We start from the raw sequence: 24,064 nt of genomic DNA, 5'->3' as shown, positions 1-24,064 counted from the left end.
TTGTCCAACTATAGCTTGTATCCTACTAAAGTGGGTGGATATTTTATGCCCTAAATTTATTTAGGACGCTATTGATTTTTATCCTATAATTTCATAACTTGTTAGTCACAATCAAAAAAATACTTTATTATGGGAAAGAATGTAGCACATCAAATTGTAGAATTACTAGAAAAAGCGAATATAAAACGTGTTTATGCAGTAACTGGTGATAGTCTCAATTTTTTTAATATTGCAGTTAAACAAAGTGACAAAATTGATTGGGTTCATGTAAGACATGAAGAAGCTGGAGCAATAGCTGCTACTGCCGAATCAGAATTGAATGGGATTGGATGTTGCGCTGGAAGTTCTGGTCCTGGTCATGTACATTTGATTAACGGAGTTTATGAAGCGCATAAATCAAGAACTCCTTTAGTTGTAATTGCCTCTACTCTGCCTACAATAGAATTTGGTACAGATTATTTTCAGGAAACGAATACTATTAAACTTTTTGATGATTGTAGTTGTTATAATCAAATTATAACTCGAGCAGAACAAGTTCCTAGAATGGTACAAACAGCAATACAACATGCTATTTCAAAAAAAGATGTTGCAATTATTGGACTTCCAGGAGATATTGCAGAAATGGAAGCCGTTGAAAGTAATTATACCTCGAATTTCTATTTCAATCAACCTATTATTACTCCAAATAAAACTGAATTAAGAGAAGCTGCTTCTATTATAAATGATGCTAATAATATTACCTTATTCTGTGGAATTGGCGCATCTCAAGCAAATGAAGAAGTTATAAAACTTTCTCGTCATTTGCATGCTCCAGTTGGATATTCGTTCAAAGGAAAAATGAGTATTCAACCCAATAATCCAAATGAAATAGGAATGACAGGATTACTTGGTCAACCATCTGCTTATCATGCTATGCACAAAGCTGATTTAATTATTTTGATTGGTACCGATTTTCCTTATAAAGATTTTATTCCAACAGATAAAAAAATCATTCAAATTGATTCAGATGGCTCTAAACTTGGACGAAGAGCTAAAATTGATTTAGGATTAGTCGGAAATGCAAAAGAAACAATTAACGAATTAATTGAGTTATTAGAACCTAAGCAAGACAAAGATTTTTTGGATAGTCAATTAGAAATGTACAAGAAAGTTCTTGAAAGCAAAATGACATTTGTTCATGAAAAAGGAAAAGAAAATGCCATTCAACCCGAATATGCAGCTTATTTATTAGATGAGTTAGCTACAAAAGATGCTATTTTTACAGTTGATACAGGAATGTGTTGTGTTTGGGGAGCACGTTATATAACGGGTACGGGGGAAAGGAAAATGTTAGGATCTTTTAATCATGGTTCTATGGCAAATGCAATGCCTCAAGCGATTGGTGCACAAATGGCATATCCTGATAGACAAATTATTGCGATGTGTGGAGATGGTGGAATCTCAATGTTATTAGGAGATTTAGCAACCATCAAACAATATAATCTACCTGTTAAACTAATTATTTTTAATAATAGAACATTAGGAATGGTCAAATTGGAAATGGAAGTTGCTGGTTTACCTGACAATGAAACAGATATGGAAAATCCTGACTTTACTTTGATTGGAAAAGCAATGGGAATAGAAAGCGAATCGGTTAAAAATCCTGATGATTTACCTGATGCAATCGGAAGAGCTTTTGCGCATAATGGACCGTATTTATTAAATGTATTTACAAATCCAAACGCTTTAGCAATGCCTCCAAAAGTAGATCTTGATCAAATGATTGGAATGACAAAATCTATGGCGAAACTAATGTTAGGTGGAAAAATGAATGAGGTAATGGAAACGATTAAATCCAATTATAAACATTTAAAAGATTTATAATGAATCAACCATCATCTATCACACAATCAAGTAAAAAACTTTTCATCATTGCATGGGTTTTAGGCTTAATCTTTTATTTCATTGATTACGCAACTCGTTCTGCGCCTTCATTAATGATCACAGATTTGGCTCAGAATTACAACATTTCTAAAGAAAATTTAGTTTCTCTCATTGGAACATATTATTACACCTATTCGATATTCGCTTTAATTGCTGGAATATTTTTAGACAAATTTGGTGCAAGATATTCGATGTTTGCAGGATGTTTTATACTCGGAATAGGATGTATTTTATTTATCGCTTCCTCCCAATTCGCTGGAACAACAGGCAGATTATTACAAGGAGCAGGTAGCGCATTTGCTTTTCCTGGTTGTGTCTATTTAGCAACCAAAGGATTCTCATCAAAATCTTTAGCAACAGCAATAGGCTTCTCTCAATGTATAGGAATGCTTGGTGGAGCGGCAGGACAATTTGTGGTTGCGCCATTATTAGAAAATGGTTTTGGATATAAAACATTTTGGATAATTGCTGGAGTTTTATGTATAATTCCAGCTGTAGCAATGCTGTTCATAACTCCAAAATCGTCTGAAGAAGAGATCGAAAAAAGTAAACAAACCTCTTTTATTGAACCTTTCAAAATTATTTTCAGCAATCCAAATTCTTGGTTAACTGGTATTATTTCTGGATTATTATTTATACCGACAACAATTTTTGCCATGACTTGGGCTGTTCCTTTTTTCAAATTAGACTTAGGTTTTGATGCTCACAATGCTGCTATGACTGCTGCTATGGCGTCACTAGGCTGGGTAGTTGGATGTCCATTAATGGGTTATATAACGGATAAAATAGGAAAAAGAAAACCTGTTATTCTTTTTGGTTGTATCGGAATGATCCTGATGTTTTTACAACTCATTTATCTTTCAGATTTAATTCCAATAAAAGTTACATTTTTCATTTTTGGGCTTTTCTCTGGAGTCGCAATGATCCCATATTCGGTTATCAAAGAAGCTAATCCAGATTATGTAAAAGGCTCTGCAACTGGAGTTCAAAACTTTTTGACATTTGGTGCAACTTCTCTAGTTAATCCTGTTTTTGCTAAATTATATGGAAACGAAATTGTAAATGTTACAGATAAAACTGTACATTATCATCAAGCAATTTGGTTTTGGATCATTGGAATATTTATTGCCATTATTCTAACCTTATTTTTAAAAGAAACTGGTCACAAAAATTCATAAAAAAATCCGCTCATTGAGCGGATTTTTTAGTAATTATATTGATAAATTATTTTCTCCAATATTTATAAGCATTGATTAATCCATTTGTAGAAGCATCATGAGAAGTAACTTGTTCATCATTTTCTAACTCTGGTAAAATCACATTTGCTAATTGTTTTCCTAACTCTACTCCCCATTGATCAAAAGAGAAAATATTCCAAATAACACCTTGCACAAAAATTTTGTGTTCGTACATCGCAATTAAATTTCCTAAAACTTTTGGAGTCAATACTTGATATAAAATTGAGTTTGTAGGACGATTTCCTTCAAAAATTTTGAAAGCAGTTAAGAAATCAATTTCTTCTTTCGATTTCCCTGCTTTTTCTAATTCAGCAACAACCGTTTCTTCATCTTTTCCAAAAGCTAAAGCTTCTGTTTGAGCAAAAAAGTTTGATAATAATTTTGCATGATGGTCGCCTAAAACATTCAACGAATTAGCTCCTGCAATAAAATCGGCTGGAATTAATTTTGTTCCTTGATGGATTAATTGATAAAAAGCATGTTGTCCATTTGTTCCTGGTTCTCCCCAAATAATTGGTCCCGTTTCATAATCTACTTTTTTTCCATCACGACCAACATATTTACCATTACTTTCCATATCTCCTTGCTGAAAATATGCTGCAAAGCGCGATAAATATTGTTCATAAGGTAACAAAGCAACCGAATCTGCACCAAAGAAGTTGTTGTACCAAATTCCTAAAAGCGCCAAAACTACTGGTATATTTTGATCTAAAGTTTCTGTCTTGAAATGCACATCCATTTCATGCGCTCCCTCTAACAATTCTTCGAAATTATCGAAACCAACTGCCAAAGCAATGCTCAAACCAATCGCGCTCCACAACGAATAACGACCGCCAACCCAATCCCAAAATTGGAACATATTTGCTGTATCAATTCCGAAATTTGCAACGCCTTCTGCATTTGTCGATAACGCCACAAAATGTTTCGCTACATCAGCTTCTTGCGCATCAGAATTCAAAAACCACTCTTTTGCCGAAAACGCATTTGTCATCGTTTCTTGCGTTGTAAATGTTTTTGAAGCAACAATAAATAAGGTTGTTTCTGGATTTATTTCTTTAAAAGTTTCTGCTAAATGCGTTCCATCAATATTCGAAACAAAATGAATATTCAAACGAGTTTTATAATGTTTCAATGCTTCCGTCACCATCACAGGTCCAAGGTCAGAACCTCCAATTCCAATGTTGACAACGTCTGTAATTTCTTTTCCTGAAAAACCTTTCCATTCACCCGAAATTACTTTCTCCGAAAAAGATTTCATCTGATCTAACACCTCATTAATTTGAGGCATCACATCTTTTCCGTCAACCAAAACTTCTTCATTAGAGCGATTGCGTAAAGCTGTATGTAGAACAGCACGTTTTTCAGTAACGTTAATGACATCTCCTTCAAACATTTGCTGAATTGCTGTATCAACATCCATTTCTTTCGCTAAATCAACCAAAAGTTGAATCGTTTCTGCATTAATTCTATTTTTCGAATAATCCACTAATAATGAAGGATATTGAATCGAAAATTCTTCAAAACGATTTGCATTTTGAGCAAATAATTCTTTGATTGACGTATGTTGAATCGTTTGAAAATGTTTCTCTAACGCATTCCAAGCATTCGTAGTTGTTGGATTGATTGTATTTAAAGCCATAATATTTTTAGTATTCTTTCCTTAACAAATTTAATCATTTCATGCTCATCTCAAAACCAATATTATTACGATAACGTTTTAGATGAAAATTTTATGAAATAATTAATAAACGATTAATGTAACCTTTTTAAAAACAATGCGTCATATAGCAAACAACAAAGTCATGAGCAACTATTTTTTTGGATTAATTTTAAGTATTTGTACAATCGTTCAAGCCCAAATTCAAGTGAAAGGAACTGTAAAAGACAGTAATAATTTGCCAATTTCATACTGTTCTATTGGAATAGAAAATTCAGAAGTTGGAGCAATTACAGATGAAAATGGTCAATTTTCTATCGAAATTCCCGAAAATTTAACTAAAACTCATTTAGTTTTTGATGCGTCAGGTTATAATTTAACTTCAAAATCGGTTCATGATATTCAACAAAGTTCTGTTGTTATATTAACTGAAAAATCAATTTCATTGTCAGAGGTGACACTGAAAACAGAAAAAATGAAAGAAAAAATAATTGGTCAAAAAACTCGTCCAATGCTTACTTTTTCTAAAATGTTTGATGAAAATGTACCAACAATTGAACAAGGAAATATTTTTGAAATTTACCCAAATACAAAACTGAATGCGTTTAATTTTCATATTATTCCAAGTTCTAAATTTGAAGAAATAACGCTGAAAGTTAATATTTATTCGGTCAAAAATGGGTTACCCGTAGAATCCATTTTAGATAAAAACATTATTTATAAAACTTCTACAACAGGATGGCAAAAAATTAATTTAACACCTTATAAATTTCGATTCAAAAATGTTGATCAAATTGCTGCAACACTACAATTAGTTGGTTATAAAAAATTAGATCAAGAAGATTTTGTTTTTGGTGTTTCGGCTAAAAAATCTTTAGCAAAAGATTTATTGTTTAGGTATCAAAGTCAAGGTAATTGGGAAGCTTCCGAAGGCGTTTTTATCGCCAACTTAGATCTTTTATATTCAAAAGATAAATTGACTATAAATGAGGAAAAGCCTGAAGAAATTGATACAAAAATAAAAGAATTAATTTCATATTATCAACATAAAGAGAATGCTAAAAAGTTGATTTATGGAAAAAATAAGTTAGGAAAATATATTGACATAAACGATGCAAAGATTTATTATGAAGAATATGGACAAGGTGAGCCTTTGATTTTTTTACATGGAAATAACGGAAGTATAGAAGATTTTTATCAACAAATTCCATTTTTTGCCAAGCATTATCGAGTAATTGTTCTTGATACGCGCGGACAAGGGAGAAGTACAGATTTGACAAATACACCTTACACTTATGAAGAATTTTCAAACGATTTACTTCAAGTGATACAAAAACTTAATCTAAAGAAAGTAAATCTTGTTGGTTGGAGTGATGGTGCAAACACAGCTTTAATTATCAATACTCAACATCCTGAATTAGTTAATAAAATTATAACAATTGGAGCAGTTCTTAATCCAAATGGAGTAAGCGAAGAACTGATTGAGAATTTGAAAAGTTTAGTAAATAGATCTTCAGAAAATACGAATTTACGCTTAATCAAATTGATGTTAAATGAACCAAAAATTACTAAACTAGAATTAAATAAAATTCAAAATCCTGTATTGGTCATTGCTGCAGAAAAAGATGAAGTAAAAGAGAGTCATACTAAAGAAATTCAACAAAATATTTCAAAAGCAGAGTTATTGATTATTCCAAATTCGACACATTATGTTCCTTTCGAGCAACCAAAAGTATTAAATGAAGCCATTTTGAAGTTTTTGAAAAAATAGGAACATAGGTTTAGTTTTCATTTTCTCCATATCTTTACCCAACTAAACCAACTCAATGAAATACATCACAGGTTTCTTCGTCCTTATTTGGCGCATTTGGATGATTTTATTAGCCGCAATTTATGTCCTAACAATTGGTGTTTTTATCGTATTACCTTTAGCAAACTTCGATAAAACATTTCCTTACATCTACCCATTTATAAGATATTGGGGAAAATTTGTTTTGTATGGAACAGGATTTAGAATAGATTACAAAAAACTTGTTCCACTCGATCCAAAAGAAAATTATGTTTTTATAGCTAATCATACTTCGGTGATGGATATTATGTTGATGTTGACTATTCTAAAACATCATCCAATCGTATTTGTAGGCAAGGCAGAATTGCTTAAAATCCCTATCTTTGGACGAATATTCGAACGAATTTGTATCCCTGTCGACCGAAAAAGTGCACGTAGTAAAGCACTTGTTTATCCCGAAGCAAAGAAAAAGTTAGACAAAAATCTGAGTATTTTTATTTTTCCTGAAGGCGGCGTTACAAACGACAAAGAATTCAAAATTTATTTGGATCCTTTCAAAGATGGAGCGTTTAACATTGCGATTGAAACACAAACACCTTTGGCTGTTTTGGCGATTCACGGTGTTAATAAAATGTTTCCATTCAATTGGTTTCGAGGATATCCAGGGAAAATAAAAGTTCGATTATTGGCGACTTTCGAAACGAAAGATTTGAATGTAAAAAACGATAAAGTGGCGCTGAAAGAAGCTGCTTACAACATGATTTTAAAAGATTTAGAACAATGAAAAATTTAGTTTATATCGCATTAGGAACGGCTTTAACGGCGGTTAGTTGCAATAAACAAATCACTTCTACCACAGAAACTGAAGCAAAGGATAATCAAACTTTTGCTGATTTAGATAAAACTCGCATCAAACATTTGAGTTTGGATATCGAAACCGATTTTGATACGCATCAAATTAAAGGTTCTGCGGCTTATACATTCGAAAATAATCAAGCAAAACAATTGATTTTAGATACCGAAAAACTAATAATTGATTCAGTTTTATTAGCGAATGGAAAAACAACAACATACAAATTAGGTGAAAAAGATTCTATTAAAGGTCAAGCCTTAATCATTGATGTTACGCCAAATGATACAATTGTAAAAGTTTTCTATAAAACTTCGCCTGATGCAAATGCCTTACAATGGTTAAATCCGCAACAAACACACGATAAAAAACATCCGTTTTTATTGTCACAAGGTCAAGCGATTTTAACACGTTCTTGGATTCCGATTCAAGATACACCAAGTGTTCGTTTAACGTACGATGCAAAAGTAAAAACGCCAAAAGATTTGTTGCCTTTGATGAGTGCAATCAATCCAAAAGAAAAAAATTCCGAAGGAATTTATACCTTCAAAATGCCACAACCAATTGCACCTTATTTGATTGCTTTGGCTGTTGGTGATGTACAATATCAACCAATCGATAACAGAACGGGAGTTTATGCAGAACCTGGCTTATTGAAAGCTGCTGCGTGGGAATTTGCCGACATGGGAAAAATGGTAACGGCTGCCGAGAAATTGTACGGAAAATATCCTTGGGAACAATTTGATGTATTGGTTTTACCGCCTTCGTTTCCTTTTGGTGGAATGGAAAATCCGCGTTTAACATTCGCAACACCAACTGCAATTGTAGGTGATCGTTCGATGACGAATTTGATTGCACACGAATTGGCGCATTCTTGGTCTGGAAATTTAGTAACGAATTCTACTTGGGATGATTTCTGGGTAAATGAAGGATTTACAGTTTATTTCGAACGTAGAATTATGGAAGAATTAGAAGGAAAAGATTATGCAGATATGATTTCGGTAATCGGTTTTCAAGATTTGGAAACGTCGATGAAAAATATTCCAGAAAAATATACTTCATTAAAAGTGAACATGAAAGGTGCAAATCCTGATGATGCTTTTTCTGATGTTCCGTACGATAAAGGTTATTTATTTTTGAAAATGTTAGAAGATAAATATGGTCGTAAAAAATTTGATAAATTCTTGAATCAATATTTTTCTTCGCACGCTTTCCAAACGATGACGACAGAAAAATTTGTGGAGTATTTGAAAACTAATTTGACAAATGGAGACGATTCTTTTGTTCAAGAATGGATTTATAACACAGGTTGGCCAAAAGATTTGAAAAAACCTACTTCAAAATTATTCGATTTAGCAGAAGCACAGTTACAGCAAGATATTAAAAACGGGCGAAATAAAGTTGCTCCGAAAAAAGTGGCGATATCTACGAAATCTACAAACGAATGGGTTCATTTTATTCGTCAAATTGATACGACTAAAAACACGAAAGAAGATTTAGCTTATTTGGATGCTATTTATGATTTTACAAATTCAAAAAATCCAGAAATTGAATGTGCTTGGTACGAAAAAGCATTTTTAATGCATTACGATAAAGTCAACACAAATGCAAAAGAATTCTTGGTAAATGTTGGTCGTCGTAAATTTTTAGAGCCTTTATATTTAGCTTTAAAAGAATCTAATCAATTGGATTTAGCGAAGAATATTTATAAAGATGCGCGTCCAAATTATCATTTTGTTGCGCGTCAAACAATTGATACAATGTTAAATTACAAACCATAAAACATGGCGATTGTAGCATATACAGACGGTTCGTCGTTGGGAAATCCTGGTCCAGGAGGATTTGGTTGTATTTTGTTGGAAACCGAGAAAAAAGTCAAAAAAGAAATTTCTCAAGGTTTTCGACTAACAACCAATAATCGAATGGAATTGTTGGCAGTTATTACGGCTTTGGAAACGCTAAAGTTCACCAACACGGAGATTACTATTGTGACGGATTCTAAATATGTGGTAGATGCTGTGGAAAAACGTTGGGTTTTTGGTTGGGTGCAAAAGAATTTCAAAGGAAAGAAGAATGCTGATTTGTGGAAAAGATTTTTAGAGGTTTATAAAATTCATCGCGTAAAATTTCAATGGATAAAAGGTCATGCTGGACATCATTGGAACGAAGAAGCTGATAAATTGGCGGTTGCGGCAGCAAATAAACCAGAAAATTTTAAGATAGATTCTTACTTCGAAATTCATCAAAACGAAGAATAATTTTCTACTTTTGTGAGGCAGAGAGAAAAATGAAAATGAAGACGTTGTGGAGATTTCTCCTACTACTTTTAATTACAATTTACAGTTGTTCGCCTAAAAAAGAAAAAGGTGAACTTGTCTACTTTAGTGGACGAATCGCAAATGCGCAAACAGATAGCATTTATCTATTATTGAATAATCGTGAAAAAGCTTTTGCTTTAGATTTTGATGGAAACTTTTCGGATACTCTTCAGTTAGTTGACGAAGGCTACAAAACACTTTCTATCGAGCGCGAAGAGTTTACAATTTATTTGATTCCAGGTGATAGTTTGATTCTAAATACAGATTTAAAACATTTGGAGAATAATTTCAAATTCTCTGGAATAGGAAAAAATCGAAACAATTATTTGGTTGACAAAAGTTTTAAAACGGATAAATTCTTAACTGAACATACCGAATTATTTAAACTTGCTCCGCCAGATTTCAAAAATCAAATCAAAAAGTTTCATCAAAAAGTTTTCGAAAATTTAGAAAAATTAGAAGTTAATTCTTCGTTCATCAAAACAGAAAAAACGAATTTAAATTACGATTTTATCAATTTGTTGTACATATACAAGGATTCGTACACTTACTACAATCCTGCTTCACAACAATTACCCGTTAATTTTTTGACAGAATTAGACGAAATTGATTTAGATAATGACGAGGATTATAGAACGTATCAGAGTTACCGTAATATTGTCTTAACAAACTTACAAGAAAAATTATATCAAGGTCTTTCCCCAGATACTTTATTGGAAAACATCAAAAGTCAATCGATAAAAAACGGATTTATTAATTCATTAATCTATGAACTTGATCCAAAAGATCCGAATAGCAACGGAATTTATCAAGCGATACAAAAACACTGTAATTATCAACCTTGGTTGAATGAGGCTGCAAAGCGCATGAAAAAATTTGGTTGATAACTTAAAAAAATAAAAGCCACTTCGAAAGAAGTGGCTTTTATTTTTTTAAGTTATCTCTTATTGTCTTTGTCTCACAGCTTCGTAAACACAAATCGCTGCTGCGTTACTCACATTTAGCGAATCTACAAAACCTAACATCGGAATTTTAATCAACAAATCTGAATGATCAGCCCAAAAGTCCGAAAGTCCTGTTGCTTCAGTTCCTAAAATAATCGCAGATGATTTTGTAAAATTAGCCTCGTATAAATTCTTTGTTTCATCTTTCAAAAATGTTGAAACAACTTGAATATTTTTCGACTTTAAGAAATCCAAAACATCCTCTTTACTTGCTGATGTAATTTGATTGGTAAACAATGTTCCAACCGAAGAACGAATCACATTCGGATTGAAAAAATCAACTGTTTCATCACAAACAATTACAGCATCTACTTTTGCTCCATCTCCAGTTCGTAAAACTGCACCAAGATTCCCTGGTTTTTCTACAGCTTCCAAAACAACAACCAACGCATTTTCTGGTAATTGTAAATCCGTTAATGTCGAAGATTTCGTTTTATAGGCACCGATAATTCCGCCTGTCGATTTTCTATACGCAAGCTTTTCAAAAACTTGTTTGGTAATTGTAAATACTTTTGCCTGTCCAAAATCAATTGATTTGTTATAAATATCTTCGCAAATATAAATTTCAACCGCTTCGTAACCACCTTTTACAGCTAATTCATTTTCTTGTGTTCCTTCCACAATAAATAAACCTTGATTTTTACGTTCTCTCGATTTTTCTTGCAATTTCAGCAAGTTTTTAATCCTTGGATTTTGAAGACTTTCTATTAACATTTTACAAAATTACTCGAAATTCTTTGAAGTAGATTCAAATTATTTCATTGTTGCTAATTTTTTACTTACAACTTTTACTAACTTATATTTTAATGAAGATGCATCTGCTGGTGGATTTTCAATTTCAGATTTTGAAACAATAATTTGATATTCATAACCTGGTTCATGCTTAAATCCTTCAATCTGATTATAAAAATATTGCCATTCAGCTGCATTTGCTTCTTTTACCATCATACATTGCATTTTTGCAACTCCTGCGGTACATTCTCTTGTTTCTGGAGCAACTGTTAACAATTCTTCTCCTTGTTTCAATTCTTTAGTTGAAGCACAAGAGGCAAATAAACCGATACTTAAAATACTTGATAAAATAATTTTTTTCATGGAATATCATTTATTGTTTGACAACAAATATTATGCTAAAAACTAACTTAAACTTCAAAGTAAATTCATTCTCAAAAATTTAACTTGATTATAAATAACTTAATCACTTGTATTTTTTGTTGTACCTTTGCACCTTAAAATCAGAATTTTCGTATGACCAAAGATGGAAAAATGGAGTTGATGGCTCCTGCTGGGAATTTCGAATCGTTACAAGCGGCTTTAGATAATGGAGCTGATTCTGTATATTTCGGAGTTGAGCAGTTGAATATGCGTGCGAGAGCATCAATAAACTTTACAATGGACGATTTACCAGAAATCGTAAGACGTTGTGAAGAAAAAGGTGTGCGTTCTTACCTTACTTTAAATACAATTATATACGATCACGATTTATCTTTAATCAAAAACTTATTGGACAGAGCAAAAGAAGCAAATATTACGGCTGTTATTGCGATGGATCAATCTGTTATTGCTTATGCAAGACAAATTGGGATTGAGATTCATATTTCGACACAAATTAACGTTACGAATATCGAAACAGTAAAATTCTATGCAATGTTTGCTGATACAATGGTATTGTCGCGTGAATTGAGTTTGAAACAAGTGAAAAAGATTTGTGAACAGATTATCAAAGATGATGTTCGTGGACCGAGTGGAAATTTAGTTGAAATCGAAATTTTCGGTCACGGAGCATTGTGTATGGCTGTTTCAGGTAAATGTTACTTGAGCTTACATTCGCACAATTCTTCTGCAAATCGTGGAGCTTGTAAACAAAACTGTCGTAAAAAATATACGGTAATCGACCAAGAATCTGGTTTCGAAATCGAATTAGATAACGAATACATGATGTCGCCAAAAGACCTTTGTACAATGGAATTTTTGGATGAAGTGGTTGATGCTGGTGTAAAAGTATTGAAAATTGAAGGTCGTGGACGTGCTCCAGAATACGTTGCAACTGTAATTCGTGCGTATAGAGAAGCGATTGATTCTATTGCGGATAAAACATATTCAAAAGAAAAAGTGGATTACTGGATGGGATTATTGCAAACTGTTTATAATCGTGGTTTTTGGTCTGGATATTATTTAGGTCAAAAATTAGGAGAATGGTCTGCTGTTCCAGGTTCTATGGCAACTCAGAAAAAAGTTTATATCGGAAAAGGAGTTCATTTCTTCCCAAAACCAAGTATTGGTCAATTTGTAATTGATGCCTATGATTTGAAAATTGGAGATTTAATTTTAGTTACAGGACCAACAACTGGAGCCAAAGAAATGGTGGTAACAGAAATGATGGTGGAAGATGTAAAATCTGATACAGCTAAAAAAGGTGATTCGATTACAATTCCGATGGAATTTAGAATTCGTCCATCTGATAAATTATACAAATTAGTAAAAGTAGAAGAGCCAGGAACGCAACAAAATAGTGTTGAAGAAGGCGCTTATTCTCATTAAAAAAATAGTTATCAATGGTCATTATTACGTTACAACGCGATAAATGCATCGGATGCAACTATTGTTATGAGTTAGCACCAGAACGATTCAGAATGTCAAAAAAAGATGGTAAATCTGTTTTATTAAAAGCAATTGATAAAAAAGGTTTCCACACGTTGAAAGACCCTGATCATTCTATCGCAGATAATTGCGAACGTGCTGCCAAAGCTTGCCCTGTAAATATAATTACAGTAAAAGAAATTTAGGTTAAAACATTAGCTATATAAAAGTCCATCAAAATTTTGATGGACTTTTTATTTTTTTAATTTTATTTAATTAATATACATATTCATAAAAGATATTTACGGTTTCCCTTTTTTTTATAAGCAATATTTTATACATATTTGCATCTATATAGAAAACAAATAAACTATAAAATGTCTAAACCGAAAAGAATTCACAAAACTTACAAAAAGTCTTTATTCAGTAAAATGAAAGTAAAACCAGTAAACTTATTACTATTTATGGCAATCGCTTGTTTTATTTTTGTTTTAGTTTTTCTAAATTAATTGGAATTTATTACTCTCTACTTTTTTACTTTGATAATTTCTTAACTTCGTATCAAACTACGAAGAAATGACAAAATCTGAAGCTAGAAAATATTACCGAACGTTGAGAAAATCGTTCACTAAAGAAGAAGTGGATGACTTGAGTGATCAAATTTTTGAACATATCAAACAGTTAGATTTTTCTACAGATCAGACATTTCATATTTTCTTACCTATCGAAAAAAATAACGAAATCAATACTTATCCAATCATAAATTGGCTATTTCAACAACAAAAAAAGGTGGTTTTGCCTATGGTTATTGGCGATGATATGATTAATTGTAAAGTAGAAAAAGGTTTCGAAACGGTATTAAATTCACTTCAAATTCCAGAACCTATTCACTATTCAGAAATTGATTCTAAAGCTATTGATGTTATTTTTATTCCAATGTTTGTTACCGATAAAAAAGGAAATCGTGTAGGTTACGGAGGAGGATATTATGATAAGTTTTTGGCAAGATGTAGAGCTGATTCAAAAAAAATAGGTCTAACTTATTTTAGACCTATCGAATATATTGTAGACGCCTATTTCGGCGATTTTCCTCTTGATTTCTGTATTACTCCAGATGGAATTGAATCTTTCTGAATCGAGTCTTTTTTATCATTTAGTGTTCTGAAATAGAATTTAAACTCTCGCTGAAATTTGATCGGCTCTTGTTTTAACACAAATACACCAACATGATTATTGGTTTCGATTAACTTTTTATCCGAATTGAAATAATTAATTGTATACGCAATTCGCTTGATAGAGTCTGGTGTAATCGAATCTTTTGGTAAAATTGCAAATTTAGAAACGGAAGTAAATGTTACTTTTTTCGAACGAAGCTCTCTCAATAACGAAAATATTTCGGTCGTATCTTTTTTAGGAAAATAAGACAACAATTGATCTCTCAACAAGCTATCAACAACCGTATCATTGGTATTAGATGCCAACGCCGAAAGCTCGAAAAACTCGCGTAATTTTTGCTTTGCAATAAAATTTACAGCTTCTACCGAATCCATCTTACTACTTACTGTTGATGCTTCGTTTTTGTAACCTTTTATCGCTTCTGGGTTATACTCTCCTTTATATTTATCGTCTTTGCACGAAAATATCATCCAAACACTCATCAGCAATATCATGCTAAACTGAACTATTTTACTTATCGTTCTCATCTTGCTGGATTTTAAATTTTAATTTCACAATTTTTCCATTTTTCCTTTCCGATTCGATCAAAGAAAAATTCTTTAACGATGTCGTAGGCATTGTAACTAAATTGATATATTGTTGTTTCGAAAGAATCTCTACACCAAAAAAATCATTGTCATACACTTGATAAATCAACGCATCATCCGCAATCATTTGATTTAGCTTAGAAATTCGTTGTTTCAGATCTTTTGCTGAATTCGAATAATAATACAGCATAATTTTATAATCATCTGGCTCTAACAAAAGCTTTTCTGGCTGATTATATTGATGCAAATTAACCTTAAACGTATCTTGTTTATAATAAGGTGAACTCACAAACATCTTGATTGTATCTTTTTGCGATTCGAATTTGATACAACCTGTTTTCGTTGATAAATAAAGTGGCGTAAAACCATCTCTAATAATTGTAACCTCAACAGAATTGGTAATTGCAGCTTGTCTATCCGAATCTACAAAACAAAATTCATATTCTCGCTGACCAAAAATTGAATAATAAATAGTTGCTCCAATTCCGCTCAACAAAACAACTGCTGCTGCTATTATCGAAATCAATTTTAGCTTAGGTTTTGTTTTAGCAACTTTCTCTTTTACCGGAATTATTTCTTTTTCTGTTGATGGTTTAACTTCTGCTGGAATCTCTACTTCAGATTCTTCTGGAATTATATGTTCTGATGAAAAATTTTCGTTTTCTGTTGCTTCAATCGTCGATTCTTCAGTCTTATTTGGACCAAAATGTTCGATTTTCTGAACATTAAGAAAGTGTGCCCAATTTTTATATCCACAATATTGTGCCAAAAGATTGAGCATATCAATACGCGGAAGTTTCTTAAAATCTGACTTAAAATACGTATAAAACCATTTTTCACTAACAGTAGATCTGGTTTTATTGAATAAATCGTCTTGAAAAGATGTAATTTCTTGCCCCTTCCAATCGGAGATATTTTCGGATTGAGCAGAATTTTCTTCCAAAAATCGATTTGAAATCGTTTTTTTCAGAATTTCGAAAATTTCTATATCTGTAAATTTGCTCAAAAAAATAAAATTTATAAAGTTGGTTTTCAATATTTTGTAAAATAATTTCGATTTTACAAATTTTCTTTTAATACAACTACAAATAAAATAATTTTTTTGATATGTTGAGTTGTATTTCTTTATTAATGCTTTGTTAAATGATTTCTTTTGTTGTAAAACATTTGTTGAATATTAGATGATTGGATTACAATCATCTTACAACTATTTTACTTCAAAAAACTTTGATGTCTGCTTAACTTTGGTTCAACAAAATGATTGAAAAAATCAAGAAAAAAAAATCAATTAAACATATCAAAAATTAAAGTTATGAAAAAATTAGCATTAAACGTAATCGTATTAGGAGTAATCGGAACTTCATTTGGTCTAACATCTTGTAATTTATTTGGATCGAAAGAAACAAAAACTGAAACAGAAGTAAAAAATGACACGATTACAACAATCGAAGATTCTGTAAAAATTGACTCTGTAGGAAAAGATTCTGTTGTTATCAAAGATTCGGCAGTTGTAAAAGAAACTCCTGTAAAAGTTGAAACAACTACGACTACAACAACAGAGAAAAAATAATTTGTAGAATAGATTAAACAAAAAAATCAAATGAAAAAATTAGCGTTATTCGCTTTCGCAGCGATTTCTTTCACAGCAATTTCTTGTAAACAAGAACCAACAAGTGTAGGAGAACCAACAACAGTTATTGAAGATTCTGTAAATGTTGAAAAAGCAGAAATTCCTTCGGCAGATTCTGTAGAAGGAGTTACGGTAGATTCTTCGAAAACTGTAAATCCAGCAGGAACAACAAAAGATTCTGTTGCGAAATAGAACTTAAAAACTCAAAAAAAATCCGCTCGTTAAGCGGATTTTTTTGTTTCTATATCTAAGATTAAGATTCTTTCAATGATTTAATATCAATCACAAAACGGTACTTCACATCAGATTTCATCATTCGCTCGTAAGCTTCATTAATGTTTTGAATATCGATCATTTCGACATCAGACACAATATTATGTTCTCCACAAAAATCTAACATTTCTTGTGTTTCCTTGATTCCTCCAATTAAAGATCCTGCTAAATTACGACGTTTCATAATCAATAAACCTCCGTGAACAGCATCTAAAGGCTCGATAGCTCCAACCATACACATTGTTTTATCTAATTTTAATAATTGTAAATATGGATTAACATCGTGTTTTACAGGAATTGTATTCAATAAAAAATCAAATGAATTTGCATGCGCTTTCATTTGTGTTGCATCTTTCGAAATCAAAACCTCATCAGCTCCAAGTTTCTTTGCATCTTCACCTTTAGACTCAGATGTTGTAATCATTACAACATGTGCACCCATTGCTTTTGCAAATTTAACACCCATATGTCCCAAACCTCCAAGACCAATTATACCAACTTTATCGCCCGATTTTACATTCCAGTGACGCAAAGGCGACCACGTTGTAATTCCCGCACACAACAATGGCGCAGCAGCTTTTACATCGATATTTTCGGGTACGTGAAGCACAAAATCTTCTTCTACCACGATGTTTTCTGAATAACCACCGTAAGTGATTCCACCATGTTTCGAGTTTTTAGAATTGTACGTTCCTGTAAAACCATTTTCACAATACTGCTCCAAACCTTCGTCGCAAGAATGACAATGTTGACAAGATTCTACCATACAACCTACTCCAACCAAATCTCCAACTTTAAACTTTGTTACATCAGAACCAATTTCTTTTACTCGACCAATAATTTCGTGCCCTGGAACAACTGGATAATTTGGTTTTCCCCAATCGCCTTTCGCTGTATGAATATCGCTGTGACAAACTCCACAATACTCGATATCTATAAAAATATCTTTCGCATGTAAATGTCGACGTTCTATTGTGTGTGGCGCTAATGGATCAGTTTCATTAAACGCTGCGTATGTTTTTGTGTTCATTATTTTTAAAATTTTTAATCCTATAAAATTAAAAAATCTACCTGAATAATCAGATGGTTTTGAATGAATTAAATTATAATTATTTCAATTTTTTGATTCCCATGTTCCACAAAGTGAATGCATATTTATCAGCTGTTTCATTAATCACAACTTCTGTCGAACGACCTGCTCCGTGACCAGCTTTCGTTTCAATTCTGATTAAAACTGGATTATCACACGCTTGTTTCGCTTGTAAATTAGCCGCAAACTTGTACGAATGCGCAGGAACTACACGATCATCATGATCTCCTGTTGTGACTAATGTAGCAGGATAACATGTTCCTTCTTTTACATTGTGAACTGGTGAATAACCTTTCAAATACTCGAACATTTCTTTGCTGTCATCAGCAGTTCCGTAGTCATAACCCCAACCTGCACCAGCAGTAAACGTATGATAACGTAACATATCTAAAACCCCAACCGCAGGCAATGCTACTTTTGCTATTTTTGGATTAATTGTTTCTGTTGCGCCAACTAATAATCCTCCGTTAGATCCTCCTGATAATGCAGTAAAATCTGGTGAAGTGTAATTGTTTTTCTGTAGATATTCTGCAGCAGCAATGAAATCATTAAAAACATTTAATTTATTGAATTGACGCCCTCCATCGTGCCATTTTTTACCATATTCTCCACCTCCACGTAAGTTTGGAACAGCGTAAACTCCACCATTTTCAATCCAAGCAGCAGTTGCTGGACTAAATCCTGGCGTTAAACTAATATTGAATCCTCCGTATCCATAAACGATTGTAGGATTTTTACCATTTTTCTTCAATCCTTTTTTATACGTAATAATCATCGGAACCTTTGTTCCATCTTTTGACGTATAAAAAACTTGTTCAGAAATGTAATCATCTGAATTAAATTTTACATTTGGTTTAATGTAAACATCCGAAGATCCCGTTTCTACATTGTATTTGTAGCTTGTAGATGGTGTGATATAATTTGAAAATCCGAAATAGATTTCTTTCTCTGATTTTTTTCCTCCAAATCCTGATGCAGAACCAACGCCTGGCAATGTAATTTGACGGACTTTTGATCCATCATATTTGTATTGCTCCACAACCGAAATTGCATCTTTTAAGTATTTAGCAAATAAATAACCTCCTCCTGTAGAAACAGATAATACATTTTCAGTTTCTGGAATAACTATTTTCCAAGCAGCTTCGCTCAAATCAGAAATAGTTGCTTTAACTACTTTATTGTTTGGTGCTTTGTTATTTGTAAAAATGTAGAAAGTCTCTCCATCGTTATCAATCACAGAAGTATTTGTATCAAAATTATTCACAATTGTTTTGATTGGGCTATTTGCTTGAGACAAATCTTGATAATACAACTCATTTCCAGTTGTTGTATTTGCAGCTGTAATAATTAAGAAACGCTCATCATCCGTCAAATAAGCACCAACATAACGGCGAGGTGTTTCTGCTCCTCCAAAAATCAATTGATCTTTTTTCTGAGCTGTTCCTAATTTGTGGTAATATAATTTGTGTTGATCTGTTTTCTCAGATAATTCAGATCCTTTTGGTTTATCATAAGACGAATAGTAGAAACCGTCGTTTCCTTTCCAAGCTGTTCCAGAGAATTTAACATCAATCAATGTTTCTCCAACTTGTGTTTTATCTTTTGCGTTAAGAACAATTACTTTTCTCCAATCTGATCCACCTTCTGAAATTGAATAGGCAACTAAGCTTCCATCTTTAGAAAAGCTAACATCAGCCAACGAAACAGAACCATCTTTCGAGAATTTATTCGGATCTAAAAAAACTTCTTCTGTTCCATTTTCACCTAATTTACGGTACAAAACTGAGTGTTGTTGTAAACCATCATTTTTGTAGTAATACGTATAATCTCCTTCTTTAAAAGGCGTCGAAATTTTCTCGTAATTCCAGATATCCGTCAACGATTTTTTCAATTGTGTACGTAATGGAATTTCATTCAAATAAGCATAAGTTGCTTTATTTTGTTCAATTACCCATTTCTTAGTATCTTCAGACAAATCATCTTCCAACCAACGATATGGATCTTGTACATTCTCTCCAAAATACGTATCAACATGATCAATTTTTTTTGAATCTGGATACTTTTTCTTATAACTCTGTGCATTCACTCCTACCATAAGGGCAACATTAAATAAAATAAAAGCAGTTTTTTTCATTTCTTCTTAGTATAGCTGTTTTGGTAAAGATAATAAAATCAAAAAGATAAATTGGTATTGAAAAAAATGATTTATTTTTGGGCAAAATCCTCTCAGATTTTAATTGAAATGAATACTTACAACTTCGCGGCAACTTAACGTTAAATTCATTTTGATTTAAAAATTTATCAAGTATTTTTAATTTGAAAAACCAAAAAAAATGACTGTAGAAAAGTCTTTAACAGCCAAAATTGGGTCTATTTTTTCGTTGATTAAACAATCTTTTTCAAGCGAAAACTTAGATTTAACCGCATTACCAATCAAAAAATCAGTATTTCTATTAGCGATTCCCATGATGTTCGAAATGGTGATGGAATCTGTCTTTGCATTGGTCGATTTATATTTTGTAGGACATTTAAAAGAAAGCGCTTTCGCCATACAAACTGTTGGTCTTACAGAATCTTTATTAACAATTGTTTATTCGATTTCAATAGGAATAAGTATGGCTGCAACTGCCATTATTGCACGAAGAATTGGAGAAAAGAAACCCGAAAAAGCTTCGGAAAGTGCTTCGCAAGCAATTTTATTATCGATAATCATTACAATTCTGTTGAGTATTTTCGGATTTATATTCGCCAAAGATTTATTGATTTGGATGGGATCATCTGAACAAGCCGCAGAATACGGGAAGAATTTTACTAAAATAATGATGGCAAGTTGTTTATCAATTGTGTTATTATTCTTGATTAACGGAATTTTTCGCGGAGCTGGAAATGCAGCAATTGCGATGAAAAGTTTGTGGTTAGCTAACGGAATAAATATTATTCTGTGTCCAATTCTTGTTCGCGGATGGTTCTTTTTTCCTGAAATGGGATTAGAAGGAGCAGCCTTAGCTACTGCAATTGGTAGAAGTGGTGGTGTGGTTTATCAATTGTATGGTTTAACGAAAAAAGATTCATTAATTCAAATCAAATGGAGTTATTTCGTTCCAAAATCTAAACTAATTATCAATATTGTAAAAATTGCAGTTCCTGCTATTGTACAATATATTATTGCAAGTTGTAGTTGGATTATTCTTGCGCGAATTGTTGCTCAATCTGGTGGAGAAATTGCATCTTCTGGTTATCAAACAGCTTTACGACTGATGATGTTTTTTATGTTACCTGCTTGGGGATTGAGTAATGCTGCGGCAACTTTAGTTGGTCAAAACTTAGGAAATAAAGATCCCGAAAAAGCAGAAAAATCAGTCCTTATGACCATGAAATTTAATATCATCTACATGTTGATTGTAAGTGTTATATTCTATGGATTAAGTAATTATTTAGTTTCAATTTTTACAACAGAAGAACATATCAAAATTGTTGCAAAAGAAGGAATGTACATTTTGGCAACTGGTTTTTTATTATACGGAATTGGAATGGTAATGATGAATGCTTTTAACGGCGCGGGCGATACAATGACGCCAACGATTATCAATTTTGTTGGATTTTGGTTATTCCAAATTCCATTAGCGTATATGTTAACGTATCATTTCAATTTGAAGGAAGAAGGCGTTTTTATAGCAATTCCTGTTTCGGAAACGTTTATTGCAATTTTAGCATTTATTCTCTTTAAACGAGGGAAATGGAAGCAGAAAATAGTATAAAAAAAATCGCTCAAATGAGCGATTTTTTTATGTTTTATCCTTTGTAAGTATAATATCTTGCACCTTTCAAATCTGGAATTTCAGTTTCAATGCGATCTAAAGCAAAACCTTTCGAATCATTAATAGATGTTTTCAGATTTTTATTGTGTAGATCTTGGTATTGTTCAAAAGAAATTGCTTCTCTTTTATTTAAATAAGTGAACAAATCCATTTTATTCATCACATTCTTCCAACCTTCACCAATTTGTCCTTGAAAAACTTTCGATTTAGATCCAGAACCATACGCAATAAATCCAACAGTTTTTCCATTCAACTCTTCATCATTATCAGCACTCACTTGTAAAGCCGATAAAAATGCCGTGAAAACAGAAGCTGTGTACATATTTCCGATCTCAGAAGAAGCACGTTGAGTTGGTTCTACTTTTTCTTTGATTAAAGCTTTATATTCATCCGATTTTGAAACAATTTTCAAGTTATCATTCGAATTATCTTGACCATTTTCTAACGCAAAAACATCCGAAAACATTCTTTTTCCTTGAAATGCATAAGGTAAGTGAAAAGCAATATATCGCCAATTTTCGTACAATTTTCCTTCAACACCTGCTTTTTCTTTAAAATTAAAATAAGCTTCTCTTACTCTATTCTTATAACATTCGTTAGAATATTGCCCTTCGAAAACTGGTTCATCTGAAAAAATTTCGATTTCAGATTTTGTTGTTCCTAAAGCATTCAAAATCGCTTCATCAGAAGTTGATTGATGTGGTTTAAAGAAATCAAAAACAGATTCCATTCCAATTCCCCAATAGTTATCAAACGCAATCAAATCTGGTTGATTCGAGATTAACATCGCTACTGCACCAGCTCCTTGCGTATATTCTCCCGTCGATTCTAAGCCATATTTTGCATAATCGGCTGCAATTACAATTGCTTTTTTAGCTGGATTTACACGAACATAATCAATAGAATTGTGCATCGCATCTACTCCACCCACACACGCAAACGTCATATCCACAACATCTGTATGTCTAAAAGGTCGTTCACCAAATTGTTTAGCCAAAACAGATTCTACCAATTGTACTGCATAAGTTGCGGTTGGTTTTGCTCCATCTAAAGCGCTTTCTGTTCCTAAATAAATTCGTCCGATTTCAGTTGGATTTATATCAAAATCTGTGATTAATTTCAACAAAGCATTCGCAGCGATAGTTGCTGTATCTTCATGAACATCTAAAACAGACATTTTTTTTAATCCTAATCCTATTTCAAGTTTATCAGGATCAATATTGCGCTGAATTGCTAAATCTTTTATTGGTAAATATATATGCGGAACGTAGATAGAAGCCGCCTCTATTCCATACTTCATTTTCGTTGATTTTTAAGCGAACTTCAAAGTTAAGAGTATTTAATTTTTAGTAAGCATGAAATAAATCCTGAATTTTAAGAAATCAATAATCATTATAAAAAAACAAAAAAATAGAGGTTTAATTAGAATATTTCTTAATTTTAAGTCTATAATTTTAAATATTTTTTTTCAAAATGGCTCGTACTTTTTACAAATCAATCAAAAATTCTGTCAAATATTGGTGGATTTTATTAATCATTGGATTATTATTCGTTGGACTTGGAATTTATACATTCGCATTTCCAACAGCATCGTATGTTGCACTTTCAGTATTTTTTGCTGTATCTTTTTTATTCTCTGGAATTTCGGAAATTGTTTTTTCGATCTCAAATAAAGATGAAATTGACAGTTGGGGCTGGACATTAACGTATGGAATTATCACCACAATTGTTGGATTTATGCTAGTTGTTAATCCTATTTTAAGCTTAGAAGTTTTTGCTTATTATGTTGGGTTCTTAGTGTTATTCCGCTCAATTTCTGGAATTAGTTATGCTTTTGACCTAAAAAATTATGGTGTAAGAGATTGGGGTGTTTCGTTATTTTTGGCAATTGTTGGATTAGTTATTTCGCTTATTTTATTATCATCTCCACAATTAGCAGGTTTAACAGCAGTAGCTTGGCTTGGATTAGCGGTTATTTCTACCGGATTATTTGCGATTTTTATTTCATTACAATTGAAGAAAATTAAAGATATCCCGAATAATATTTCAGACGATTTGAGAAGTCGATATGAAGAAATTAGAAAAGAAATCGAAGATTTTAAAAATCAATAAAAAACAAAAACCTCCACTT

The 24,064-nt window shown here is 32.2% G+C and carries 22 protein-coding genes; 14 read left to right on the top strand and 8 right to left on the bottom strand.

The window, feature by feature from the left end:
- The first annotated feature begins 129 nt into the window (after positions 1 to 129).
- On the top strand, positions 130 to 1,863 hold the full coding sequence (locus HXZ69_RS09920; protein ID WP_286495849.1) for a thiamine pyrophosphate-dependent enzyme: 1,734 nt from the start codon (positions 130 to 132) through the stop codon (positions 1,861 to 1,863).
- Positions 1,863 to 3,101, top strand: a complete 1,239-nt coding sequence (locus HXZ69_RS09915) for an MFS transporter (RefSeq protein WP_286495848.1) — start codon at positions 1,863 to 1,865, stop codon at positions 3,099 to 3,101. The genes HXZ69_RS09920 and HXZ69_RS09915 overlap by 1 nt, the downstream gene beginning before the upstream one ends.
- Before the next feature lie 46 nt (positions 3,102 to 3,147).
- Here HXZ69_RS09915 and pgi read toward each other — a convergent pair whose 3' ends face one another.
- A complete protein-coding gene (gene pgi, locus HXZ69_RS09910) occupies positions 3,148 to 4,800 on the bottom strand; it encodes a glucose-6-phosphate isomerase (RefSeq protein WP_286495847.1) in 1,653 nt (550 codons plus the stop codon).
- A 163-nt stretch (positions 4,801 to 4,963) separates the two neighbouring features.
- On the opposite strand from pgi, the gene HXZ69_RS09905 reads away from it, so the two are divergent.
- From HXZ69_RS09905 to HXZ69_RS09885, 5 genes are read left to right on the top strand one after another with little or no spacing between them, the layout of a single operon-like run.
- Positions 4,964 to 6,589: an alpha/beta fold hydrolase gene (locus HXZ69_RS09905; RefSeq protein ID WP_286495846.1), complete on the top strand. Its 1,626-nt coding sequence runs from the start codon at positions 4,964 to 4,966 to the stop codon at positions 6,587 to 6,589.
- 55 nt (positions 6,590 to 6,644) lie between these two features.
- Positions 6,645 to 7,391, top strand: coding sequence for a lysophospholipid acyltransferase family protein (locus HXZ69_RS09900; protein WP_286495845.1), 747 nt, complete (start codon positions 6,645 to 6,647; stop codon positions 7,389 to 7,391).
- Positions 7,388 to 9,238: a M1 family metallopeptidase gene (locus HXZ69_RS09895; protein WP_286495844.1), complete on the top strand. Its 1,851-nt coding sequence runs from the start codon at positions 7,388 to 7,390 to the stop codon at positions 9,236 to 9,238. The genes HXZ69_RS09900 and HXZ69_RS09895 overlap by 4 nt, the downstream gene beginning before the upstream one ends.
- Positions 9,239 to 9,241: 3 nt before the next feature.
- A complete protein-coding gene (rnhA, locus tag HXZ69_RS09890) occupies positions 9,242 to 9,715 on the top strand; it encodes a ribonuclease HI (RefSeq protein ID WP_038336544.1) in 474 nt (157 codons plus the stop codon).
- A gap of 29 nt (positions 9,716 to 9,744) precedes the next feature.
- Positions 9,745 to 10,659: a hypothetical protein gene (locus HXZ69_RS09885; protein WP_125349186.1), complete on the top strand. Its 915-nt coding sequence runs from the start codon at positions 9,745 to 9,747 to the stop codon at positions 10,657 to 10,659.
- A 60-nt stretch (positions 10,660 to 10,719) separates the two neighbouring features.
- On the opposite strand, the gene HXZ69_RS09880 is transcribed toward HXZ69_RS09885, so the two are convergent.
- Together HXZ69_RS09880 and HXZ69_RS09875 are read right to left on the bottom strand one after the other, a co-directional pair.
- Positions 10,720 to 11,493: a TrmH family RNA methyltransferase gene (locus HXZ69_RS09880; protein WP_280035170.1), complete on the bottom strand. Its 774-nt coding sequence runs from the start codon at positions 11,491 to 11,493 to the stop codon at positions 10,720 to 10,722.
- Between the two features lie 39 nt (positions 11,494 to 11,532).
- A complete protein-coding gene (locus HXZ69_RS09875) occupies positions 11,533 to 11,874 on the bottom strand; it encodes a DUF4377 domain-containing protein (protein ID WP_219034657.1) in 342 nt (113 codons plus the stop codon).
- Positions 11,875 to 12,027: 153 nt separating this feature from the next.
- On the opposite strand from HXZ69_RS09875, the gene HXZ69_RS09870 reads away from it, so the two are divergent.
- The 3 genes from HXZ69_RS09870 (at position 12,028) to HXZ69_RS09860 (ending at position 14,493) form a co-directional block, all read left to right on the top strand.
- On the top strand, positions 12,028 to 13,320 hold the full coding sequence (locus HXZ69_RS09870; RefSeq protein WP_280035167.1) for a peptidase U32 family protein: 1,293 nt from the start codon (positions 12,028 to 12,030) through the stop codon (positions 13,318 to 13,320).
- A 14-nt stretch (positions 13,321 to 13,334) separates the two neighbouring features.
- Positions 13,335 to 13,565 carry a ferredoxin gene (locus HXZ69_RS09865; RefSeq protein ID WP_038336269.1) on the top strand — a complete coding sequence of 77 codons (231 nt, stop codon included), beginning with the start codon at positions 13,335 to 13,337 and terminating at the stop codon, positions 13,563 to 13,565.
- A gap of 370 nt (positions 13,566 to 13,935) precedes the next feature.
- Positions 13,936 to 14,493, top strand: coding sequence for a 5-formyltetrahydrofolate cyclo-ligase (locus HXZ69_RS09860; protein ID WP_286495843.1), 558 nt, complete (start codon positions 13,936 to 13,938; stop codon positions 14,491 to 14,493).
- On the opposite strand, the gene HXZ69_RS09855 is transcribed toward HXZ69_RS09860, so the two are convergent.
- Together HXZ69_RS09855 and HXZ69_RS09850 are read right to left on the bottom strand one after the other, a co-directional pair.
- Positions 14,433 to 15,062, bottom strand: a complete 630-nt coding sequence (locus tag HXZ69_RS09855; protein ID WP_286495842.1) for a hypothetical protein — start codon at positions 15,060 to 15,062, stop codon at positions 14,433 to 14,435. The genes HXZ69_RS09860 and HXZ69_RS09855 overlap by 61 nt on opposite strands.
- Positions 15,046 to 16,128, bottom strand: coding sequence for a hypothetical protein (locus HXZ69_RS09850; RefSeq protein WP_286495841.1), 1,083 nt, complete (start codon positions 16,126 to 16,128; stop codon positions 15,046 to 15,048). Before HXZ69_RS09850 ends, HXZ69_RS09855 begins: the two co-directional genes overlap by 17 nt.
- Before the next feature lie 306 nt (positions 16,129 to 16,434).
- On the opposite strand from HXZ69_RS09850, the gene HXZ69_RS09845 reads away from it, so the two are divergent.
- Both HXZ69_RS09845 and HXZ69_RS09840 read left to right on the top strand, forming a co-directional pair.
- On the top strand, positions 16,435 to 16,692 hold the full coding sequence (locus HXZ69_RS09845; protein ID WP_286495840.1) for a hypothetical protein: 258 nt from the start codon (positions 16,435 to 16,437) through the stop codon (positions 16,690 to 16,692).
- Positions 16,693 to 16,722: 30 nt separating this feature from the next.
- A complete protein-coding gene (locus tag HXZ69_RS09840; RefSeq protein ID WP_125349179.1) occupies positions 16,723 to 16,944 on the top strand; it encodes a hypothetical protein in 222 nt (73 codons plus the stop codon).
- A gap of 61 nt (positions 16,945 to 17,005) precedes the next feature.
- Here the strand turns inward: HXZ69_RS09840 and HXZ69_RS09835 are convergent, their stop codons facing one another.
- Complete coding sequence (locus tag HXZ69_RS09835) at positions 17,006 to 18,055, bottom strand: NAD(P)-dependent alcohol dehydrogenase (RefSeq protein ID WP_219034651.1); 1,050 nt, start codon at positions 18,053 to 18,055, stop codon at positions 17,006 to 17,008.
- 79 nt (positions 18,056 to 18,134) lie between these two features.
- Positions 18,135 to 20,249 (bottom strand): prolyl oligopeptidase family serine peptidase, encoded by a 2,115-nt coding sequence (locus HXZ69_RS09830; protein WP_286495839.1) that lies wholly within the window; start codon positions 20,247 to 20,249, stop codon positions 18,135 to 18,137.
- Between the two features lie 199 nt (positions 20,250 to 20,448).
- Here HXZ69_RS09830 and HXZ69_RS09825 point away from each other — a divergent pair, with 199 nt between their 5' ends.
- Positions 20,449 to 21,873 carry an MATE family efflux transporter gene (locus HXZ69_RS09825; RefSeq protein WP_286495838.1) on the top strand — a complete coding sequence of 475 codons (1,425 nt, stop codon included), beginning with the start codon at positions 20,449 to 20,451 and terminating at the stop codon, positions 21,871 to 21,873.
- A 34-nt stretch (positions 21,874 to 21,907) separates the two neighbouring features.
- Here the strand turns inward: HXZ69_RS09825 and HXZ69_RS09820 are convergent, their stop codons facing one another.
- The gene (locus tag HXZ69_RS09820) at positions 21,908 to 23,233 is read right to left on the bottom strand and encodes a hydroxymethylglutaryl-CoA synthase family protein (protein ID WP_286495837.1); all 1,326 of its coding nucleotides are present in this window, start codon (positions 23,231 to 23,233) and stop codon (positions 21,908 to 21,910) included.
- A gap of 173 nt (positions 23,234 to 23,406) precedes the next feature.
- Here HXZ69_RS09820 and HXZ69_RS09815 point away from each other — a divergent pair, with 173 nt between their 5' ends.
- Positions 23,407 to 24,045 carry an HdeD family acid-resistance protein gene (locus tag HXZ69_RS09815; protein WP_286495836.1) on the top strand — a complete coding sequence of 213 codons (639 nt, stop codon included), beginning with the start codon at positions 23,407 to 23,409 and terminating at the stop codon, positions 24,043 to 24,045.
- Positions 24,046 to 24,064 lie beyond the last annotated feature (19 nt).

Origin of the sequence: Empedobacter sp. R132-2, assembly GCF_030324375.1 — a bacterium.
Classification (GTDB): domain Bacteria; phylum Bacteroidota; class Bacteroidia; order Flavobacteriales; family Weeksellaceae; genus Empedobacter; species Empedobacter falsenii_B.
The sequence above is the reverse complement of the archived record's forward strand: the minus strand, read 5'-3'. Positions and strand labels throughout refer to the sequence as shown.

What these genes read in the sequence shown, in the direction of transcription:
- HXZ69_RS09835 (WP_219034651.1), bottom strand. Translation starts at nt 18,055, where the DNA reads ATGAACACAAAAACATACGCAGCGTTTAATGAAACTGATCCATTAGCG.
- HXZ69_RS09830 (WP_286495839.1), bottom strand. Translation starts at nt 20,249, where the DNA reads ATGAAAAAAACTGCTTTTATTTTATTTAATGTTGCCCTTATGGTAGGA.
- HXZ69_RS09900 (WP_286495845.1), top strand. Translation starts at nt 6,645, where the DNA reads ATGAAATACATCACAGGTTTCTTCGTCCTTATTTGGCGCATTTGGATG.
- HXZ69_RS09915 (WP_286495848.1), top strand. Translation starts at nt 1,863, where the DNA reads ATGAATCAACCATCATCTATCACACAATCAAGTAAAAAACTTTTCATC.
- HXZ69_RS09895 (WP_286495844.1), top strand. Translation starts at nt 7,388, where the DNA reads ATGAAAAATTTAGTTTATATCGCATTAGGAACGGCTTTAACGGCGGTT.
- HXZ69_RS09875 (WP_219034657.1), bottom strand. Translation starts at nt 11,874, where the DNA reads ATGAAAAAAATTATTTTATCAAGTATTTTAAGTATCGGTTTATTTGCC.
- HXZ69_RS09870 (WP_280035167.1), top strand. Translation starts at nt 12,028, where the DNA reads ATGACCAAAGATGGAAAAATGGAGTTGATGGCTCCTGCTGGGAATTTC.
- HXZ69_RS09885 (WP_125349186.1), top strand. Translation starts at nt 9,745, where the DNA reads ATGAAAATGAAGACGTTGTGGAGATTTCTCCTACTACTTTTAATTACA.
- HXZ69_RS09855 (WP_286495842.1), bottom strand. Translation starts at nt 15,062, where the DNA reads ATGAGAACGATAAGTAAAATAGTTCAGTTTAGCATGATATTGCTGATG.
- HXZ69_RS09880 (WP_280035170.1), bottom strand. Translation starts at nt 11,493, where the DNA reads ATGTTAATAGAAAGTCTTCAAAATCCAAGGATTAAAAACTTGCTGAAA.
- HXZ69_RS09840 (WP_125349179.1), top strand. Translation starts at nt 16,723, where the DNA reads ATGAAAAAATTAGCGTTATTCGCTTTCGCAGCGATTTCTTTCACAGCA.
- HXZ69_RS09825 (WP_286495838.1), top strand. Translation starts at nt 20,449, where the DNA reads ATGACTGTAGAAAAGTCTTTAACAGCCAAAATTGGGTCTATTTTTTCG.
- HXZ69_RS09845 (WP_286495840.1), top strand. Translation starts at nt 16,435, where the DNA reads ATGAAAAAATTAGCATTAAACGTAATCGTATTAGGAGTAATCGGAACT.
- HXZ69_RS09860 (WP_286495843.1), top strand. Translation starts at nt 13,936, where the DNA reads ATGACAAAATCTGAAGCTAGAAAATATTACCGAACGTTGAGAAAATCG.
- rnhA (WP_038336544.1), top strand. Translation starts at nt 9,242, where the DNA reads ATGGCGATTGTAGCATATACAGACGGTTCGTCGTTGGGAAATCCTGGT.
- HXZ69_RS09920 (WP_286495849.1), top strand. Translation starts at nt 130, where the DNA reads ATGGGAAAGAATGTAGCACATCAAATTGTAGAATTACTAGAAAAAGCG.
- HXZ69_RS09865 (WP_038336269.1), top strand. Translation starts at nt 13,335, where the DNA reads ATGGTCATTATTACGTTACAACGCGATAAATGCATCGGATGCAACTAT.
- HXZ69_RS09815 (WP_286495836.1), top strand. Translation starts at nt 23,407, where the DNA reads ATGGCTCGTACTTTTTACAAATCAATCAAAAATTCTGTCAAATATTGG.
- pgi (WP_286495847.1), bottom strand. Translation starts at nt 4,800, where the DNA reads ATGGCTTTAAATACAATCAATCCAACAACTACGAATGCTTGGAATGCG.
- HXZ69_RS09905 (WP_286495846.1), top strand. Translation starts at nt 4,964, where the DNA reads ATGAGCAACTATTTTTTTGGATTAATTTTAAGTATTTGTACAATCGTT.
- HXZ69_RS09820 (WP_286495837.1), bottom strand. Translation starts at nt 23,233, where the DNA reads ATGAAGTATGGAATAGAGGCGGCTTCTATCTACGTTCCGCATATATAT.